The 14,537-nt window shown below is 66.9% G+C and carries 13 protein-coding genes; 6 read left to right on the forward strand and 7 right to left on the reverse strand.

Features of this window, described 5'->3' with window-relative positions; all coding sequences use genetic code 11:
* Nucleotides 1-3: 3 nt before the first annotated feature.
* The 5 genes from AC5O77_RS16050 to AC5O77_RS16070 all read right to left on the reverse strand — a co-directional run bounded on the left by AC5O77_RS16050 (nt 4) and on the right by AC5O77_RS16070 (nt 5,848).
* Nucleotides 4-1,332, reverse strand: coding sequence for an acetylglutamate kinase (locus AC5O77_RS16050; protein ID WP_049423943.1), 1,329 nt, complete (start codon nt 1,330-1,332; stop codon nt 4-6).
* Between the two features lie 75 nt (nt 1,333-1,407).
* Nucleotides 1,408-2,496: an acetylornithine deacetylase gene (locus AC5O77_RS16055; protein WP_107432060.1), complete on the reverse strand. Its 1,089-nt coding sequence runs from the start codon at nt 2,494-2,496 to the stop codon at nt 1,408-1,410.
* Between the two features lie 137 nt (nt 2,497-2,633).
* Nucleotides 2,634-3,830: an argininosuccinate synthase gene (locus AC5O77_RS16060; protein ID WP_125894472.1), complete on the reverse strand. Its 1,197-nt coding sequence runs from the start codon at nt 3,828-3,830 to the stop codon at nt 2,634-2,636.
* A gap of 119 nt (nt 3,831-3,949) precedes the next feature.
* Nucleotides 3,950-4,960 carry an N-acetylornithine carbamoyltransferase gene (locus tag AC5O77_RS16065; protein WP_032129398.1) on the reverse strand — a complete coding sequence of 337 codons (1,011 nt, stop codon included), beginning with the start codon at nt 4,958-4,960 and terminating at the stop codon, nt 3,950-3,952.
* 318 nt (nt 4,961-5,278) lie between these two features.
* A complete protein-coding gene (locus AC5O77_RS16070) occupies nt 5,279-5,848 on the reverse strand; it encodes a glycine zipper 2TM domain-containing protein (protein ID WP_032129397.1) in 570 nt (189 codons plus the stop codon).
* A 188-nt stretch (nt 5,849-6,036) separates the two neighbouring features.
* Between AC5O77_RS16070 and cysS the strand changes: the two genes are divergently transcribed.
* Genes cysS through AC5O77_RS16085 form a run of 3 tightly spaced genes read left to right on the forward strand, consistent with a single transcriptional unit; the run spans nt 6,037 to nt 9,163 of the window.
* Nucleotides 6,037-7,413, forward strand: a complete 1,377-nt coding sequence (gene cysS, locus AC5O77_RS16075; RefSeq protein WP_032129396.1) for a cysteine--tRNA ligase — start codon at nt 6,037-6,039, stop codon at nt 7,411-7,413.
* A 53-nt stretch (nt 7,414-7,466) separates the two neighbouring features.
* The gene (locus AC5O77_RS16080; RefSeq protein WP_005410372.1) at nt 7,467-7,919 is read left to right on the forward strand and encodes a SufE family protein; all 453 of its coding nucleotides are present in this window, start codon (nt 7,467-7,469) and stop codon (nt 7,917-7,919) included.
* Nucleotides 7,916-9,163 (forward strand): MFS transporter, encoded by a 1,248-nt coding sequence (locus tag AC5O77_RS16085; protein WP_032129395.1) that lies wholly within the window; start codon nt 7,916-7,918, stop codon nt 9,161-9,163. The genes AC5O77_RS16080 and AC5O77_RS16085 overlap by 4 nt, the downstream gene beginning before the upstream one ends.
* Nucleotides 9,164-9,785: 622 nt before the next feature.
* Here AC5O77_RS16085 and dksA read toward each other — a convergent pair.
* On the reverse strand, nt 9,786-11,015 hold the full coding sequence (dksA, locus tag AC5O77_RS16090) for an RNA polymerase-binding protein DksA (RefSeq protein WP_071229711.1): 1,230 nt from the start codon (nt 11,013-11,015) through the stop codon (nt 9,786-9,788).
* Nucleotides 11,016-11,287: 272 nt separating this feature from the next.
* Between dksA and yidD the strand changes: the two genes are divergently transcribed.
* The 3 genes from yidD to AC5O77_RS16105 are packed head-to-tail and all read left to right on the forward strand — an operon-like array spanning nt 11,288 to nt 13,738.
* The gene (gene yidD / locus AC5O77_RS16095; RefSeq protein WP_014037867.1) at nt 11,288-11,542 is read left to right on the forward strand and encodes a membrane protein insertion efficiency factor YidD; all 255 of its coding nucleotides are present in this window, start codon (nt 11,288-11,290) and stop codon (nt 11,540-11,542) included.
* Between the two features lies 1 nt (nt 11,543).
* Entirely contained in the window at nt 11,544-12,890 is a 1,347-nt protein-coding gene (locus AC5O77_RS16100) for a dihydroorotase (protein WP_478056961.1), read from the forward strand.
* Nucleotides 12,890-13,738: a M23 family metallopeptidase gene (locus tag AC5O77_RS16105; RefSeq protein ID WP_494506964.1), complete on the forward strand. Its 849-nt coding sequence runs from the start codon at nt 12,890-12,892 to the stop codon at nt 13,736-13,738. The genes AC5O77_RS16100 and AC5O77_RS16105 overlap by 1 nt, the downstream gene beginning before the upstream one ends.
* Before the next feature lie 89 nt (nt 13,739-13,827).
* On the opposite strand, the gene AC5O77_RS16110 is transcribed toward AC5O77_RS16105, so the two are convergent.
* Complete coding sequence (locus AC5O77_RS16110; RefSeq protein WP_049460737.1) at nt 13,828-14,532, reverse strand: squalene/phytoene synthase family protein; 705 nt, start codon at nt 14,530-14,532, stop codon at nt 13,828-13,830.
* Between the last annotated feature and the right edge of the window lie 5 nt (nt 14,533-14,537).

Raw genomic sequence — 14,537 nt, forward strand, 5'->3', positions numbered from 1 at the left:
CATTCAGCCCTGCAGGCTCGGTGCGCGCTGGGCGCAGTGGTCGACATAGGTGCTGATCCGGTCGATGCCATCGGCGCCGTACCAGAACACCTTCCAATGGCCCTGCTTGTAGCAGCCATCGGATTCAGCATAGTAGAAGTGATTGATCGGGTTGCCATTGCGCGAACGCCAGAACAGCTGCGGCGTTTCATCCCGCATCACGTTCCACACCGCGCGGCCGAGGCCTTCACCCTGTGCATCATCGAGCACGGCGAACTTGTCCAGGTACACGCCCTCGGCTTCGTCAGTGAGGATCACCGCGGTGCGGTAGTTCTCGCTGACATAGGCGCGCAGCAGCTTGGTCTTCTGGAAATAGTCAGGCACCAGCGTGCGGCCGAAGCTGGATTCGATCAGGCCCTTCAGCCGTGGCAGGTCCAGCTCGTTCCACGCGGTGGCGCGCAGCACCTTCTCGCCCTTGCGCACCAGCGTGCCCGAGCCCTTGTGGGTGAACAGTTCCTTGGCCAGGTCAGCCGGGCGCGTGATGGACACCGACGATTCCAGCGGCAGGCGGTCGAGCAGATCCTTGATCTGTTCGATCTTCACCTTCATGCCACCGTGGATCCACGGCTGCGCGATCAGGTGGTCGTACTCGGTGGACAGGTTGATCGAATCGATCACGCTGCCCTGCTCGTCCAGCAGGCCGCCGGTGCCGGTCAGGAAGATGATCTTGTACGGCTGCAGCTCCTGCACCAGCTCGTTGGCAGCGAAGTCGGCGTTGACGTTGAGGATCTGGCCACCCGCGGTTTCGCCCAGGCTGGTGATGACCGGGATCGAGCCGGCGCGCAGGCTGGCCTCGATCGGCGCCAGGTTGACCTTCTTCACCTCGCCGACCAGGCCGTAGGTGTCCACGCCCAGGTACTCGGCTTCGAACACGCCGCCGGTGATCGAGGTGGCACGCGCGCCGTTCTGCTGCAGGGCTTCGACCAGGCGCAGGTTGGACTGCTGGAACACCCGGCGCACGATCGCCAGTGCCTCCGGCGAGGTCACGCGCAGACCGTTGACGGTCTGCTTTTCGATGCCGGCGGCCGACAGTTCGGCATCCAGCTGCGGGCCGGCGCCGTGCAGCACGATCGGGGTCAGGCCGACTTCCTGCAGGAACGACAGCGAAGAGGTCAGCGCGTCGAGATCGTCGCGCAGCACCGCGCCGCCGACCTTGACCACGGCAAAGCGCTTGGCGTCCAGCTGCGAGAAGCGCTTGAGGTACTGGCTGATCTCCTTCGCGCTGGCCATGCTGGAAAGCAGGCGCACGATGGTCTGGCGGGTCTGGCGGTGGGGCTGGAGGGCAGGAGACATTTCGGTTTCGTCACAGGCGGCGGTCGCCGCGTTGCAGTTCCACCCGGCCAGGGCCGGGCGGCGTTGTGGGGTCGATCAGGCGCCGGCGGCGATGATGCGGTGCACGGCGTCGGTGTAGCGCTGCAGCTGCTCCAGCGTCACGAACTCATCGGCGGTGTGGGCCTGGGCGATGTCACCCGGGCCGAACACCAGCGTGGTGTAGCCAGCAGCGGAGAACAGCGAGGCCTCTGTCCAGAAGTCCACCGCGTTGCCGATCGGCAGTTCCAGCGCATCGGCCACGTCGCGTGCCAGCAGGCGGCGGTTCTCGGCCTCGGCGATGTCACCGGCCGGCAGGCTGGGGCCACGGAAGGTTTCGGTGAACAGTGCGGCTTCCGGTTCGGCAAAACCGGCGAAGGTCGCCAGCAGGCCATCGATGTCCATCGACGGCAGCGGACGGAACCCGAACCGCACTTCGGCGGCCGGTGCAATCATGTTGGCCTTGATGCCACCTTCGACGCGACCGATGTTGAAGCGCAGGCCGGTCAGCCCGCCGAAGCGCGCCGAGGCCAGCGATTCCACATGGTCCAATGCGCGGTTGCCCCAGCGCATGGCCTGATGCAGCGCGCTGGCGGCCGCATCCTGCTTGCCCGAAGCGTGCCCGGCGCGGCCGGCGAACTGCATCAGCACCGAACTGATGCCACGGTGCGCCAGCACCGCTTCGCTCATGGTCGGCTCCGCCACCAGCACCGCTTCATACGGTAGGCCACGGGCCAGGAACGCGGCGATGCAGCGCGGATCGTTGGCTTCTTCGTCGCTGGAGAACAGGAACGCGGCATCGCCATCACTGGCGTTGGCCGCGGCCACCAGTGCAGCGGCGGCGCCCTTGATGTCACACACGCCCAGGCCGATCACACGATCTTCCAGGCGGCGCATCACGTGCGGGTCGGCACTCCAGTGCGGCGAATCCGGCACGGTATCCAGATGCACGTTGAACAGGTACTTCGGCGTACCACGCACGGCGTACAGGCTGACCGCACCGGCACCGTGGTCGATCACCTCGACGTTGAAGCCGGGCAGGTTCGCGCGCAGGTAATCGAAGATGCCACCGGTGGTGATCGCACGCGGCGGGTTGCGGGTGTCGAAGGACACCAGGGCCTGCAGGTGATCGAGCGTCTGTTCAAGCATGAATCAACAATCCTGTGGAATTCCGCCGGGCATGGCCCAGCGCTACCGGAGCGCATCTGGAGGAGAGCCCCCTTCTTGTTGAAGGGGGCGCGCCAACGGCGCAGGGTTAAGGTGAAATGCGCGGGCTCGTGCTCAAGTCAACCACGGTTGACTTGAGCAAAGAGCGTCGAGCTCATGCCGAACAGCTTGATGAAGCCCTCGGCTTCCTCCACGCCCCAGTCGGCCGACTGCGCGTAGGTGGCGCCCTTGGTGTTGAGCAGGTGCGGCGACTTCACCGCCACTGCATCGACGCGGCCGCCGCGGGTTTCCAGCACCACTTCGCCGTTGACCTTGGCCTGCGAGGACTTCAGGAAGGCCTCGATGTCGGTCTTCAGCGGGTCGTGGTAGAAGCCTTCGTAGACCAGCTCCACCCACTTGCGCGCCACGTCCGGCTTGAAGCGGTTCTGCTGCTTGGTCAGCACGGCATCTTCCAGCGCGCGGTGCGCGGCCAGCAGCGACACCAGGCCCGGGGCCTCGAACACGATGCGACCCTTCAGGCCGATCACGGTGTCGCCGGTGTAGACACCGCGGCCAACGCCGTACGGGGCGAACAGCTTGTTGAGCTGGGCCAGGATCTGGTCGCCCGGCAACGCCTTGCCGTTCAGTTCGACGGCTTCGCCCTCGACGAACTTCAGGGTCACGTTCAGCGCCTGCTCCGGCCACTCGCTGCGCGGTGCGCACCAGCCACGGGCGCCCTCGCCCGGGGCTTCCCAACGGTCGATCTCGCCGCCGGACATGGTCAGGCCCAGCAGATTCTCGTTGATGGTGTAGGCCTGCTGCTTGGCGCGCACGCCGAAGCCGCGCTCTTCCAGGTACTTCTGCTCGTAGGCGCGGGTCTGGGTGTGTTCCTTCTGGATCTCGCGGATCGGCGCGATGATCTGGTAGTCACCCAGGGCCTTCACCGCCAGGTCGAAGCGGACCTGATCGTTGCCCATGCCGGTGCAGCCGTGGGCGATGATGTTGGTGCCCAGTTCGGCGGCACGCTTCAGCGCGGCATCGACGATCAGGTAGCGGTCCGAGACCAGCAGCGGGTACTGGCCCTGGTAGCCCTCACCGGCCCACACGAACGGCTTGACGAAGCCTTCCCAGATGGCCGGGCCACCGTTGACGGTGACGTGGCTGGTCACGCCCAGCTCGGCGGCGCGCTTCTCGATGAAATCACGCTCTTCATCATCCACGCCGCCGGTATCGGCGAACACGGTGTGCACGTTGTAGCCGCGCTCCTGCAGGTACGGCACGCAGAAGCTGGTATCCAGGCCGCCGGAGAAGGCGAGAACGACGTCTTTGTTGCTCATGGGGATCAGGTCCACTTGGGGGATGGGAATTCGGTAGAGCCGACCGCTGGTCGGCTGAAATGTTGGATGCGCCGCTGCGGGAGCAGCCGACCAACGGTCGGCTCTACCCCTTGCTTGATTCAGCGCCCGGCAACCGCCGCCATGATCGCCTTCTGCACGTGCAGGCGGTTCTCGGCTTCGTTGATGGCGATGCACTGCGGCGAATCCATCACCGCGTCGGTCGCCTTCACGTTGCGGCGCAGCGGCAGGCAGTGGCTGAACACACCGTTGTTGGTCAGCGCCATCTTCCGCTCGTCCACGATGAAGTGCTTGAACTGGTCGCGGATCGGCTTTTCCGGTTCCCAGTTGCCGAAGAACGGCAGCGCGCCCCAGCTCTTGGCGTAGACCACGTCGGCACCGGCGTAGGCGCTGTCGATGTCATGGCTGATCTTCAGCGAGCCGCCGCTCTCGGCCACGTTCTGCTCGGCCCAGCCCATGTAGCGGTCGTCGAGGATGTAGTCGGCGGTCGGGCACAGCAGGGTCACGTCCATGCCCATGCGGGTGGCGATGGTCAGCGCCGAATTGGCGACTGCGGTGTTCAGCGGCTTGGGGTGGTAGGTCCAGGTCAGCACGTACTTCTTGCCGCGCAGGTCCTGGGTGCCGAAGTGCTCCTGCAGGGCCATGATGTGGGCCAGCTCCTGGCACGGGTGGGTGATGGTCTCCATGTTGATGACCGGCACCGGCGAGTACTTGGCGAAGCTGTTGAGGACGATGTCCTGGCGGTCGTAGGCCCAGTCGATGAACTTGGGGAACGCGCGCACGGCGATGATGTCGCAGTAACGGCCCAGCACCTTGGCCACTTCAGCGATGTGCTCTTCGGTATCGCCGTCCATCACCGTGCCGAGGTTGAACTCGATCGGCCACGCATCCTTGCCCGGCTGCAGCACCACCGCGTGGGCACCCAGCTGGAACGCACCCAGTTCGAAGCTGGTGCGGGTGCGCATGGACGGATTGAAGAACACCAGCGCGATCGACTTGCCCTTGAGCTGGTCGCCGAGCTTGTTGCGCTTGAACAGCGCGGCCTGGGTCAGCAGCGCGTCGAGCTCGCTGCGGCTCCAGTCCTGGGTGTTCAGGAAGTGCTTGGGGGACATCATCTTTCCTTGCGTAGCGGCGCCGGGTTCGACGCGGTGGAAGGGAAAACAGGAAGCAAAGGTGGTACGAAAAGGTTGCAGTTGCAGCTTTCATGACGCGGAAACGAAAAAACCCAGCCGGCGGGCTGGGTTTTTTTCGGACGAACAGCAAAAAGCTCCGGTTACCCAGCGAGGATGTGGGGTTCCGGTCGACGCGCACGCGAGGTCATGCCCGACGCCTGTCGGGCTGCGCTGCTGTCGTGCTGGAAGTCGGTGAGCTTCATGGTCAACCATCTTTGCATGCGGCCGGGGCCGACGCAAGGGGCCGGGGTCGCAGAATCAGGGATTGCCGGCGGCGCCCTGCTCGGGGCCGACCCAGGGGGTGATCGACACCCGGATCTTGAGCCGGTTGCCGGGGTCTTCCGGCAGCCGCGAGCGGTACTTGGTGCCCTTGTAGACGTAGTCCACGTCGTAGGCGATGGGCCGGCGGAATTCACGTCCCACCGGCACGATGCGACAGTCGCGGGTCAGCATCGGACCATTGTTGGCCGGTGCCGGCGCCGGAGCCGGTGACTCGGCGGCGGTATCCTCGGAGACCTCTTCATCGCTGCGCTTGAACATCGAGCGTACCGAGTCCCAGAAGCGGCTGATCCGGCCCTTGTCCTCGACCGGCTCCTCACCAGTGACATTGACCGGCGCCAGGGTCCGGGTCGAGACCGGCTCGCAGTGTTCTTCGGTACGGGTCGCGCGCAGGGTCTGGAACACGGGTTCGACGTTCAGTACCTGCGCGTAGTCGAACTTCACGTTCTCCACGATCACCACCCGGTTGCGGGGCTCGGCCTCCTGCGCCTGGGCCACGGCGGCCAGCGCCGACAGGCAGGCCAGGGTCAGCAACGCGGTGGATTTCATTGGCGAAGGGAGCAAGGACACGGCAATAGTGTAGGCAGTGGCGAGCGCAAGGGGCTGAACATTACCCGTCCACGCTGCTCCTGCCCACCCCACCCTGGTTGGACCCGGCGTCCACCGGTGGCAGGCGGTGCCCCCAAAGGGGGCCGACACGTTCTAAAATCACAGGCTTGTCCCCCAGCCACAGCCCCATGACCCTGCGCCTGCACAACAACCTGACTCGCCAGCTCGAACCGTTCACCCCGCTCGACCCGGCCTGTCCGACCCTGTATGTGTGCGGCCCGACGGTCTACAACTACGTGCACATCGGCAACGCCCGTGGCCCAGTGGTGTTCGGGGTGCTGGCCGATCTGCTGCGGCGCCGTTTCGGTGGCCTGCGCTACGCGCGCAACATCACCGACGTAGACGACAAGATCAACAACGCCGCGCGTGAGCAGGGCGTGCCGATCAGCACCATCACCGACAGGTTCGCCGCCGCCTACCGTGAAGACATGGCCGCGCTGGGCGTGGTGCCGCCGGACATCGAGCCGGAAGTGACCGCGCACATCCCGCAGATCATCACCATGATCGAGCAGCTGATCGCCAATGGTCATGCCTATGCCGCCGAAGGCCACGTGCTGTTCGCGGTGGCCAGCTTCGAAGGCTATGGCAAGCTCTCGCGCCGCGACCCGGAAGAGATGCTGGCCGGCGCCCGCGTCGACGTGGCCCCGTACAAGCGTGACCCGGGTGATTTCGTGCTGTGGAAGCCGTCCAGCGACGACCTCCCTGGCTGGGAGTCTCCCTGGGGCCGTGGCCGCCCGGGCTGGCATATCGAATGCTCGGCGATGGCCGCCGCCCACCTGGGCGAGACCATCGATATCCATGCCGGCGGCGTCGACCTGCAGTTCCCGCACCACGAGAACGAGCTTGCGCAGAGCGAATGCGCCCACGGCGGCAAGATCTTCGCCCGCTTCTGGCTGCACAACGGCATGCTCAACTTCGGCGGCGCCAAGATGAGCAAGTCGCTGGGAAACATCGAACGCGTGCACGACCTGGTCCGCCAGCACCCGCCGGAAGCGCTGCGCCTGGCCCTGCTGTCGGCCCACTACCGGCAGCCGCTGGACTGGTCCGATGGCCTCATCGAGCAGTCGGTGCGCACCCTGGACCGCCTGTACGGCACCCTGCGCGAGCTGGCGTCGGTCGAGGCGGTCGTGGCGATCCCGGCCACGGTCGAGGCGACTCTTGATGACGACCTGAACACCCCGCAGGCACTGGCCGAAGTGGCCCGCATCGCCGCCGATGCACGCCGGGCCACCGACCCGGCCGAACAGGCGCGCCTGAAGGGCGAACTGCTCGGTGCCGGCCTGGCCCTGGGCCTGCTGCAGGCCGATCCAGCGCAGTGGTTCGGCACCGCGGCCAGCGATGATGGCGAAGATGCCCGCATCCAGGGCCTGATCGACGAGCGTGCCGCCGCCAAGCAGGCACGCGACTTCGCCCGTTCCGACGCCATCCGCGACCAGCTGGCCGCCGAAGGCATCGTGCTGGAAGACACCCCGCAGGGCGTGCGCTGGTCGCGCAAGCGCGGCTGACCCACCCTGCCCCGTGGCCGGTCCGCCGGCCACGCTCCACTGTAGAGACTGTTGTGACCGACTCTCCGTTCCCGCTTGAACCCACCGCCGCCGAGGCCCAGACCGCCATCGCCGAGGAATTCGGCTTCTTCGGCGACTGGTCCGAGCGCTACCAGTATCTGATCGACCTCGGCCGTAAGCTGCCCGCCTTCCCGGACGAATGGAAGACCGAAGAGCACCGCCTGCTCGGCTGCCAGTCGATGGTCTGGATCGTGCCGGAAGGCAATGCGCAGTCGCTGCGCTTCCACGCCATCAGTGATTCGGCCATCGTTTCCGGCCTGATCTTCCTGGCCCTGCGCGTGTACTCCGGGCGCTCGGCGCAGGAGATCCTGGATACCGAGCCCAGCTACATCCAGGACATCGGCCTGGCCCGCCACCTCTCACCCACCCGCAGCAACGGCGTGGCGGCGATGCTGGCCTTCATCCGCGAGACCGCGCAGGCCCAGCTGCAGCGCGACCCGTCGTGAGCGAACCCGCCACGGCCGAAGACACCGCGCTGGGGCTGCTGTCCCGGCCCGGTTTCGCCAAGCTGCTGGCCTACCGCATCTTCGCGATGCTGTCCTACCAGGTGGTCGCGGTCACCGTCGGCTGGCACATCTACGAAGTCACCCGCAATCCGTTCTCGCTGGGCCTGGTTGGCCTGGCCGAGGTGCTGCCGTTCTTCTGCGTCGCACCGTTCGCCGGTTATCTGGTCGACCACCTGCCGCGCCGCCGGCTCGGCATGGTCGCCTGCTCCGGGTTGATCGCCACCGCGCTGGTGTTGACCGGCGTGGCCAAGGGCTGGCTGCCGTTCGAAGGCGTGTGGCCGATCTATGCGGCCATTGCGCTGACCGGCATGGTCCGCGCCTTCCTGTCGCCGATCTACAACGCACTGTTCGCCCGCGTGCTGGCCCGTGACCAGTTCGCACGTGGCGCTGGCCTCGGCGCCGTGGTGTTCCAGGCCGGCATGGTGGCCGGTCCGGCATTGGGCGGCGTGCTGGTCGGCTTCGGCGGCAAGGGCCTGTCCTACGCGGTGGCCACGGGCTTCGCGCTGGTGGCGATGGCCTGCCTGGCCACGCTGAAGGTGGAAGAACCGGTGCATACCGGTCCGGCCGCCCCGATCTTCAAGAGCATCGCTGAAGGCGCGCGCTTCGTGGTCGGCAACCGGATCATGGTCGGGGCGATGGCGCTGGACATGTTCTCGGTGCTGCTGGGCGGCGTGGTGGCGATGCTGCCGGCGTTCCTGCACGAGATCCTGCACCACGGTCCGGAAGGCCTGGGCATCCTGCGCGCAATGCCGGCGCTGGGCTCGGTCTGCGTTGGCCTGTGGCTGGCGCGCCACCCGCTGCACCGCAATGCCGGCCGCGTGCTGCTGTTCGCGGTGGCCGGCTTCGGCCTGTGCGTGATCAGCTTCGGGCTGTCGCAGCACTTCTGGCTGTCCGCGCTGATCCTGCTGTTCTATGGGGCCTTCGACGGCGTGTCGGTGGTGATCCGCTCGACCATCCTGCAGCTGGCTACACCGGAAGAAATGCGCGGCCGGGTGTCGTCGATCAACGGCATCTTCATCAGTTCGTCCAACGAACTGGGCGCGTTCTATGCCGGCACGATGGCAAAGCTGCTCGGCCTGGTGCCGGCAGTGGTGCTGGGTGGGTTCGCGGTGCTGAGCGTGGCCGGGATCACGGCGTGGAAGAACCCGACGTTGCGGAAACTGAATCTTCGCGACCTGCAATAGAGCGGATTTCCGCGCGCCCACGCGCCGGTAGCGCCGGGCCATGCCCGGCGGGCTCTTTCCGTGACCGCGGTGGGGTGTCACTTTTCTTTTCGCGCGAAAAGAAAAGTAACCAAAAGAAACGCGCCGCCATCCGCGAGCCGGCGCTGCGCGCCGGTGCCCTGTGCTCCTCGGTGAATCAGGGGACGGCGCCGAACTCGCTGCGCTCAAACAGCGGCGCCTCTTCGCCCCTGATTCCCCTGCGGTGCTCGGCTCGCTACAAGGCGGACCCAACAGCCGCGAGCGCACGCATGACCGCCCTTGGTAGAGCCAAGCCATGCTTGGCTGCTTTTGCTTTTGCTCTTCCTTGCCCTCCGGCTTCGGCCCGAGCCGAGCATGGGCTCGGCTTTACAGCAACCGCGCACGCAGGAAACCGTTGAGAGCCTGCGGGTGGGTCCGGGCAGGACCGTCCGCGGCATGGATGCCGCGGCCGAGCTTACCGGGATGTACTTGCAGCGTGTCCTGCCCGGTCCCACCCGCAGGCTCCCTCCGATACCCGGAAGGCGCCGTTCTACAGAGCCAACCACACCCAACAAAAAACCCGGCCGAGGCCGGGTTTTTCGCATGACCAGACAACGATCAGGAATCAGTCGCCCTGCTGCTTCTGCAGGTGCTCCCAGCGCTCCTGGGCGTCGATGGTGCGTTCGGCGGTGAGGCGCGCTTCCAGGCGCTCCAGGCCGATTTCTTCGCCGGTGTCGACGCAGTAACCGTAGTCGCCGGCTTCCAGGCGCTTCAGGGTGCTGTCGATCTTGCCGATCAGCTTGCGGTAGCGATCACGGGTACGCAGTTCCAGCGAGTTCTCGGTCTCGCGGGTCGCGCGCTCGGCTTCGTCGCCGATGTCACGCACTTCCTCGCGCAGGTTCTCGATGGTCTGCTTGGACTCTTCCACCAGGTCCGCGCGCCAGTTCTGCAGGCGCTGACGGAAATACTCCTGCTGCAGCGGGCTCATGTATTCCTCTTCCGAGGACGGCTTGTAGCCAGCCGGCAGGATCGGGCGGCCGGTGGCCTCGTCGGTCTTGTACTCGACCACCTTGTACTTGCTGCGCGGGGCCGGTGCCGCCGAGCGGGCGGCGACGGCCACGGCAACCTTGCCGACAGGGCGCGACACGGTCTTCGGGGCGGAATCGGATTTCACGGCGGTTTTGGCAGGCGATTTCGAAACGGGCACGGGATTCTTGGATTGCGGGGCCTTCGAAGCAGCAGGAGCGGCAGCCGGGGCCGGCTTGGGGGCCGGTTGGGCTGCTGCCACTGCCACGGTCTTGGCCGGGACAGGCTTGGCCGGAGCCGGCTTGGGGGCAGGCTTCGGTGCGGACTTCACTACGGGGGCCGGGGTCGGCTTTGCGGCCGGCGCGGCAACATTCTTGGTGACTTTCTTTACAGCGGCAGGCGTGGCCACCGGTTTAGCCGCAGCAACCTTCTTCGCTGCAGGTTTGGCGACCGGCTTGGCCGCAGCCTTCTTCACCACCGCCTTCGGCGCCGGCTTGGCTGCTGCCTTCTTCGCCACCGGCTTGGCGGCGGCCTTCTTCACCGGCGCGGCCTTGCTGGCGGCTTTCTTCACCACCGGCGCCTTCTTGCTGGCAGCGGCAGGCTTGGCCTTGGCGGGCGCAGCAGCCTTCTTCGCCACCGGCTTGGTTGCCTTGACCGGCGTTTTCTTTGCGGTGGCCTTCCTGGCCGCCGGTTGCGAGGACGCTGCCTTGGTCGCCGGCTTGCTGGCCGGTTTCCTGGCAACGGGCTTTGCCGCCAACTTCTTCACAACAGGCTTGGCGGTTTTCTTGGCGGCCGTTGCGGCCTTCTTTGCAGTTTTTTTAGCAGCCACGAAACGCTCTTCCTTGGATTCCCCGGGGCCCGGGAAAGCGGGCCTTTATAGCCTACCCGACCCGCAGCAGCAACCTCGACCCCCTGCTCCATTCAGTCCTGGAGTCAAGGCGCCCTTGGAGGCAGTCCGACGAACACGGACCGCCTTGCGCGGTACGGAACCTGGCCAGCACCCGAAGGCGCTGGTACCGGTCGCAGGCCATCGGCGACATGCGACCAACGGCCCATCCTGCACAAATGCGGCCTTCATGCCAACTGGCATAAGATGACTGGGTGATCTCGCGCCTGCTCATTGCCCTGCTGCGCTTCTACAAGCGCTTCATCAGCCCCCTGCTGGGGCCACGCTGCCGTTTCGTGCCGAGCTGTTCTGAATACGCGATGGACGCCATCTCGCGGCACGGCCCGCTGCGCGGAAGCTGGCTGGCTGCGCGCCGGCTGGGCCGCTGCCACCCGTTCCATCCCGGCGGCTTCGACCCCGTGCCCGAGTCCCCCAACGCCCCCTCTTGCCGTTGCACAGGAAAACACTGACATGTCCTCCACCCTCATCACCAACGCCCGCATGGTCAACGAAGGCCGCACCTTCGACGGCGACCTGCGCATCGAGAACGGCCGCATCGCGCAGATCGGCAACGGGCTGGTGCCGCGCGACGGCGAGCAGGTGGTGGACGCAGCCGGACGCTGGTTGCTTCCGGGCATGATCGACGACCAGGTGCACTTCCGCGAACCGGGCCTGACCCACAAGGGCGACATCGCCAGCGAATCGGCAGCTGCGGTGGCCGGTGGCCTGACCAGCTTCATGGACATGCCCAACACCAATCCGCCGACACTGGATTCGACCATCCTGGAAGCCAAATACGAGCTCGCGCGCGGCCGCGCCTGGGCCAACTACGGCTTCTACCACGGCGCCAGCAATGACAACCTGGACGCCATCCGTGCGCTGGACCCGAAGAAGGCCCCGGGCGTGAAGGTGTTCATGGGCGCCTCCACCGGCAACATGCTGGTGGACAATCCGGAAACGCTGGACGCGATCTTCCGCGAATGCCCGACGCCGATCATCACGCACTGCGAAGACACGCCGATGATCGACGCCAACCTGAAGGCCTTCCAGGAGAAATACGGCGACGCGCTGACCCCGGACATGCATCCGGACATCCGCTCGCGCGAGGCCTGCATCAAGTCGACCCGCCTGGCGATGTCGCTGGCGCGCAAGCACGGCACCCGCCTGCATGTGCTGCACATCTCCACCGCCGATGAGCTGGCGCTGTTCGAGAAGGGCCCGCTGATCCGCGCCGACGGCAGCCGCAAGCAGATCACCGCCGAAACCTGCGTGCACTTCCTGCACTTCGCGCGCCCGGACTATGCGACCAAGGGCAACCTGATCAAGTGCAACCCGGCGATCAAGGAAGTGTCCGACCGCGAGGCGATCACCGCCGCGCTGGCCGATGACGTGCTGGACGTCCTGGCCACCGACCACGCGCCGCACACCTGGGAAGAGAAGCAGAAGCCCTACGCACAGGCGCCGTCGGGCCTGCCGCTGGTGCAGTACGCGCTGGTGGCCGCGCTGGAACGCGTGCACGAAGGCAAGCTGACCCGCGAGCAGGTGGTGCAGAAGTTCGCGCACGCACCGGCACAGCTGTTCGACGTGGAAGAACGTGGCTTCCTGCGCGAGGGTTACTTCGCCGACCTGGTGCTGGTCGAGGACGTGCCGTTCACGGTCAAGCGCGAGGACGTGCTGTCCAAGTGCGGCTGGTCGCCGTTTGAAGGCACGACCTTCCGCTCGCGCGTGGCCTCCACCTGGGTCAATGGCCAACTGGTGTGGGACGGCAGCAAACTGGTGGGCGAGCCGGCCGGCCAGCGCATGACCTACGACCGCTGATGCGCTCCGCACTTCTGATCGGGGCGCTGCTGGTGGCCGCGCCCCTGTTCACCGCACCGTCGGCGCAGGCACAGGACGGCATCGGCAGCCTGATCGACAGCCGGGTGGTGTTCCCGGCCAGCGCATCGCAGGGCGCACTGGTGATCGGCAAGGTACCCGCCGGCAGCCGCGTGCAGTACGCCGGCCGCCAACTGCGGGTGAGCGGCTATGGCAGCGTGGTGTTCGGCATCGGCCGCGACGAGAAGGGTCCGCTGCGCGTGCAGGTGCAACGCCCTGATGGTGGCAGCGAGACCGCGACCATTGCGGTGACCCCGCGCGACTGGCCCACCGAGCGGGTCAACGGCGTGCCGCCGAAGACGGTCAACCCGCCGTCGGCGATTGCCGAGCGGATCAAGCGCGAACAGGCACAGGTGACCGCCGCGCGTGCCCGCGATGACGATCGCACCGACTTCACCCAGACCTTCATCTGGCCGGTGCAGGGCCGCATCAGCGGCCGCTTCGGCAACGCACGCGTGTACAACGGACAGCCCGGCGCAGGTCATTCCGGCATGGACATCGCGGTACCGACCGGCACGCCGGTGAAGGCGCCGGCGGCCGGCATCGTCACCTTCGCCGGCCCCGACCTGTACCTGACCGGCGGCACGCTGCTGCTCGACCACGGTTTCGGTGTCAGCTCCAACTTCCTGCACCTGTCGCGCATCGACGTAAAAGTTGGCGACCGTGTGGAACAGGGCCAGGTGATCGCTGCGGTCGGCGCCACCGGTCGTGCCACCGGCCCGCACCTGCACTGGGGCATGAACTGGTTCGATACCCGTATCGACCCGTTACTGGTGCTGGAACGGAAGTAACGCGCGACGAACGGCCGCCGGGCATGGCCCGGCGCTACCCGATTACCGCGCCCGGTAGCGCCGGGCCATGCCCGGCGAGCGCAGCGGCATCAGCCGCGCGCAGCCCACCACACACGCAGCAGGGTGCGTACCGGCGTGGCTTCGATCGGCTTGCCTGCCGCCTGCGCGGCAACGCGTGCACGCGCCAGGCTGGACCACACGCGGCGCGGCCGCGGGCCGGGCACGCGGCTGCCCCAGCCCTTCAACAGATGCTGCGCCCAGCGCTGTGCGGCCGTGCTGGCATCACCGTCCAGCAGGCTGCGCGGCACACCGGCTACGCCGGCATCCTGCAGGCGCTGGGCCAGAGTCTGCAGCTGCACTGCGCGACCGGCGCCGGTGCGCGGCTTGTCCGCGAACAGGGCTGCCTCCACCGCGGCCACGGCCTCTGCGTAGTTCGCCAGCGCGCGCTCGGCGCCGGCCGCATCCAGCGCGACCGTGCGTGCTTCAACCAGATCCGGAAGTGCTTCGGCCAGCTGCGCCCACGGCGCACGCACCGGCTCCAGCAGGCGGCCCAGCGGATGGCGCGAACGATGCGCGGCCCAGCTGCGCAGCTCCTCGCCCCACCATGCCAGCTTGGCGTCGGCCGGCAACGGGTCGCCGCTGGTGTTGAGCATGTCGTCGAATTCCTGCAGCAGCGCGAACCACGCCACCGCAAGCTCGCGTTGCGATTCGGCCACGAACGGGGCGGCCACCGACCACTCCGGCCAACGGCTGCGCCACTTGTCGAGGAAACTGTCCAGCGCGGTACTGCTCACTACGT

Source organism: Stenotrophomonas sp. INTA L402-1 (genome assembly GCF_059295135.1).

Bases quoted from the DNA above. Each gene is read 5' to 3' on its own strand.
- AC5O77_RS16100 (WP_478056961.1), top strand. From the start codon at position 11,544: ATGTCCTCCACCCTCATCACCAACGCCCGCATGGTCAACGAAGGCCGC.
- AC5O77_RS16060 (WP_125894472.1), bottom strand. From the start codon at position 3,830: ATGAGCAACAAAGACGTCGTTCTCGCCTTCTCCGGCGGCCTGGATACC.
- cysS (WP_032129396.1), top strand. From the start codon at position 6,037: ATGACCCTGCGCCTGCACAACAACCTGACTCGCCAGCTCGAACCGTTC.
- AC5O77_RS16050 (WP_049423943.1), bottom strand. From the start codon at position 1,332: ATGTCTCCTGCCCTCCAGCCCCACCGCCAGACCCGCCAGACCATCGTG.
- AC5O77_RS16055 (WP_107432060.1), bottom strand. From the start codon at position 2,496: ATGCTTGAACAGACGCTCGATCACCTGCAGGCCCTGGTGTCCTTCGAC.
- AC5O77_RS16105 (WP_494506964.1), top strand. From the start codon at position 12,890: ATGCGCTCCGCACTTCTGATCGGGGCGCTGCTGGTGGCCGCGCCCCTG.
- AC5O77_RS16065 (WP_032129398.1), bottom strand. From the start codon at position 4,960: ATGTCCCCCAAGCACTTCCTGAACACCCAGGACTGGAGCCGCAGCGAG.
- AC5O77_RS16070 (WP_032129397.1), bottom strand. From the start codon at position 5,848: ATGAAATCCACCGCGTTGCTGACCCTGGCCTGCCTGTCGGCGCTGGCC.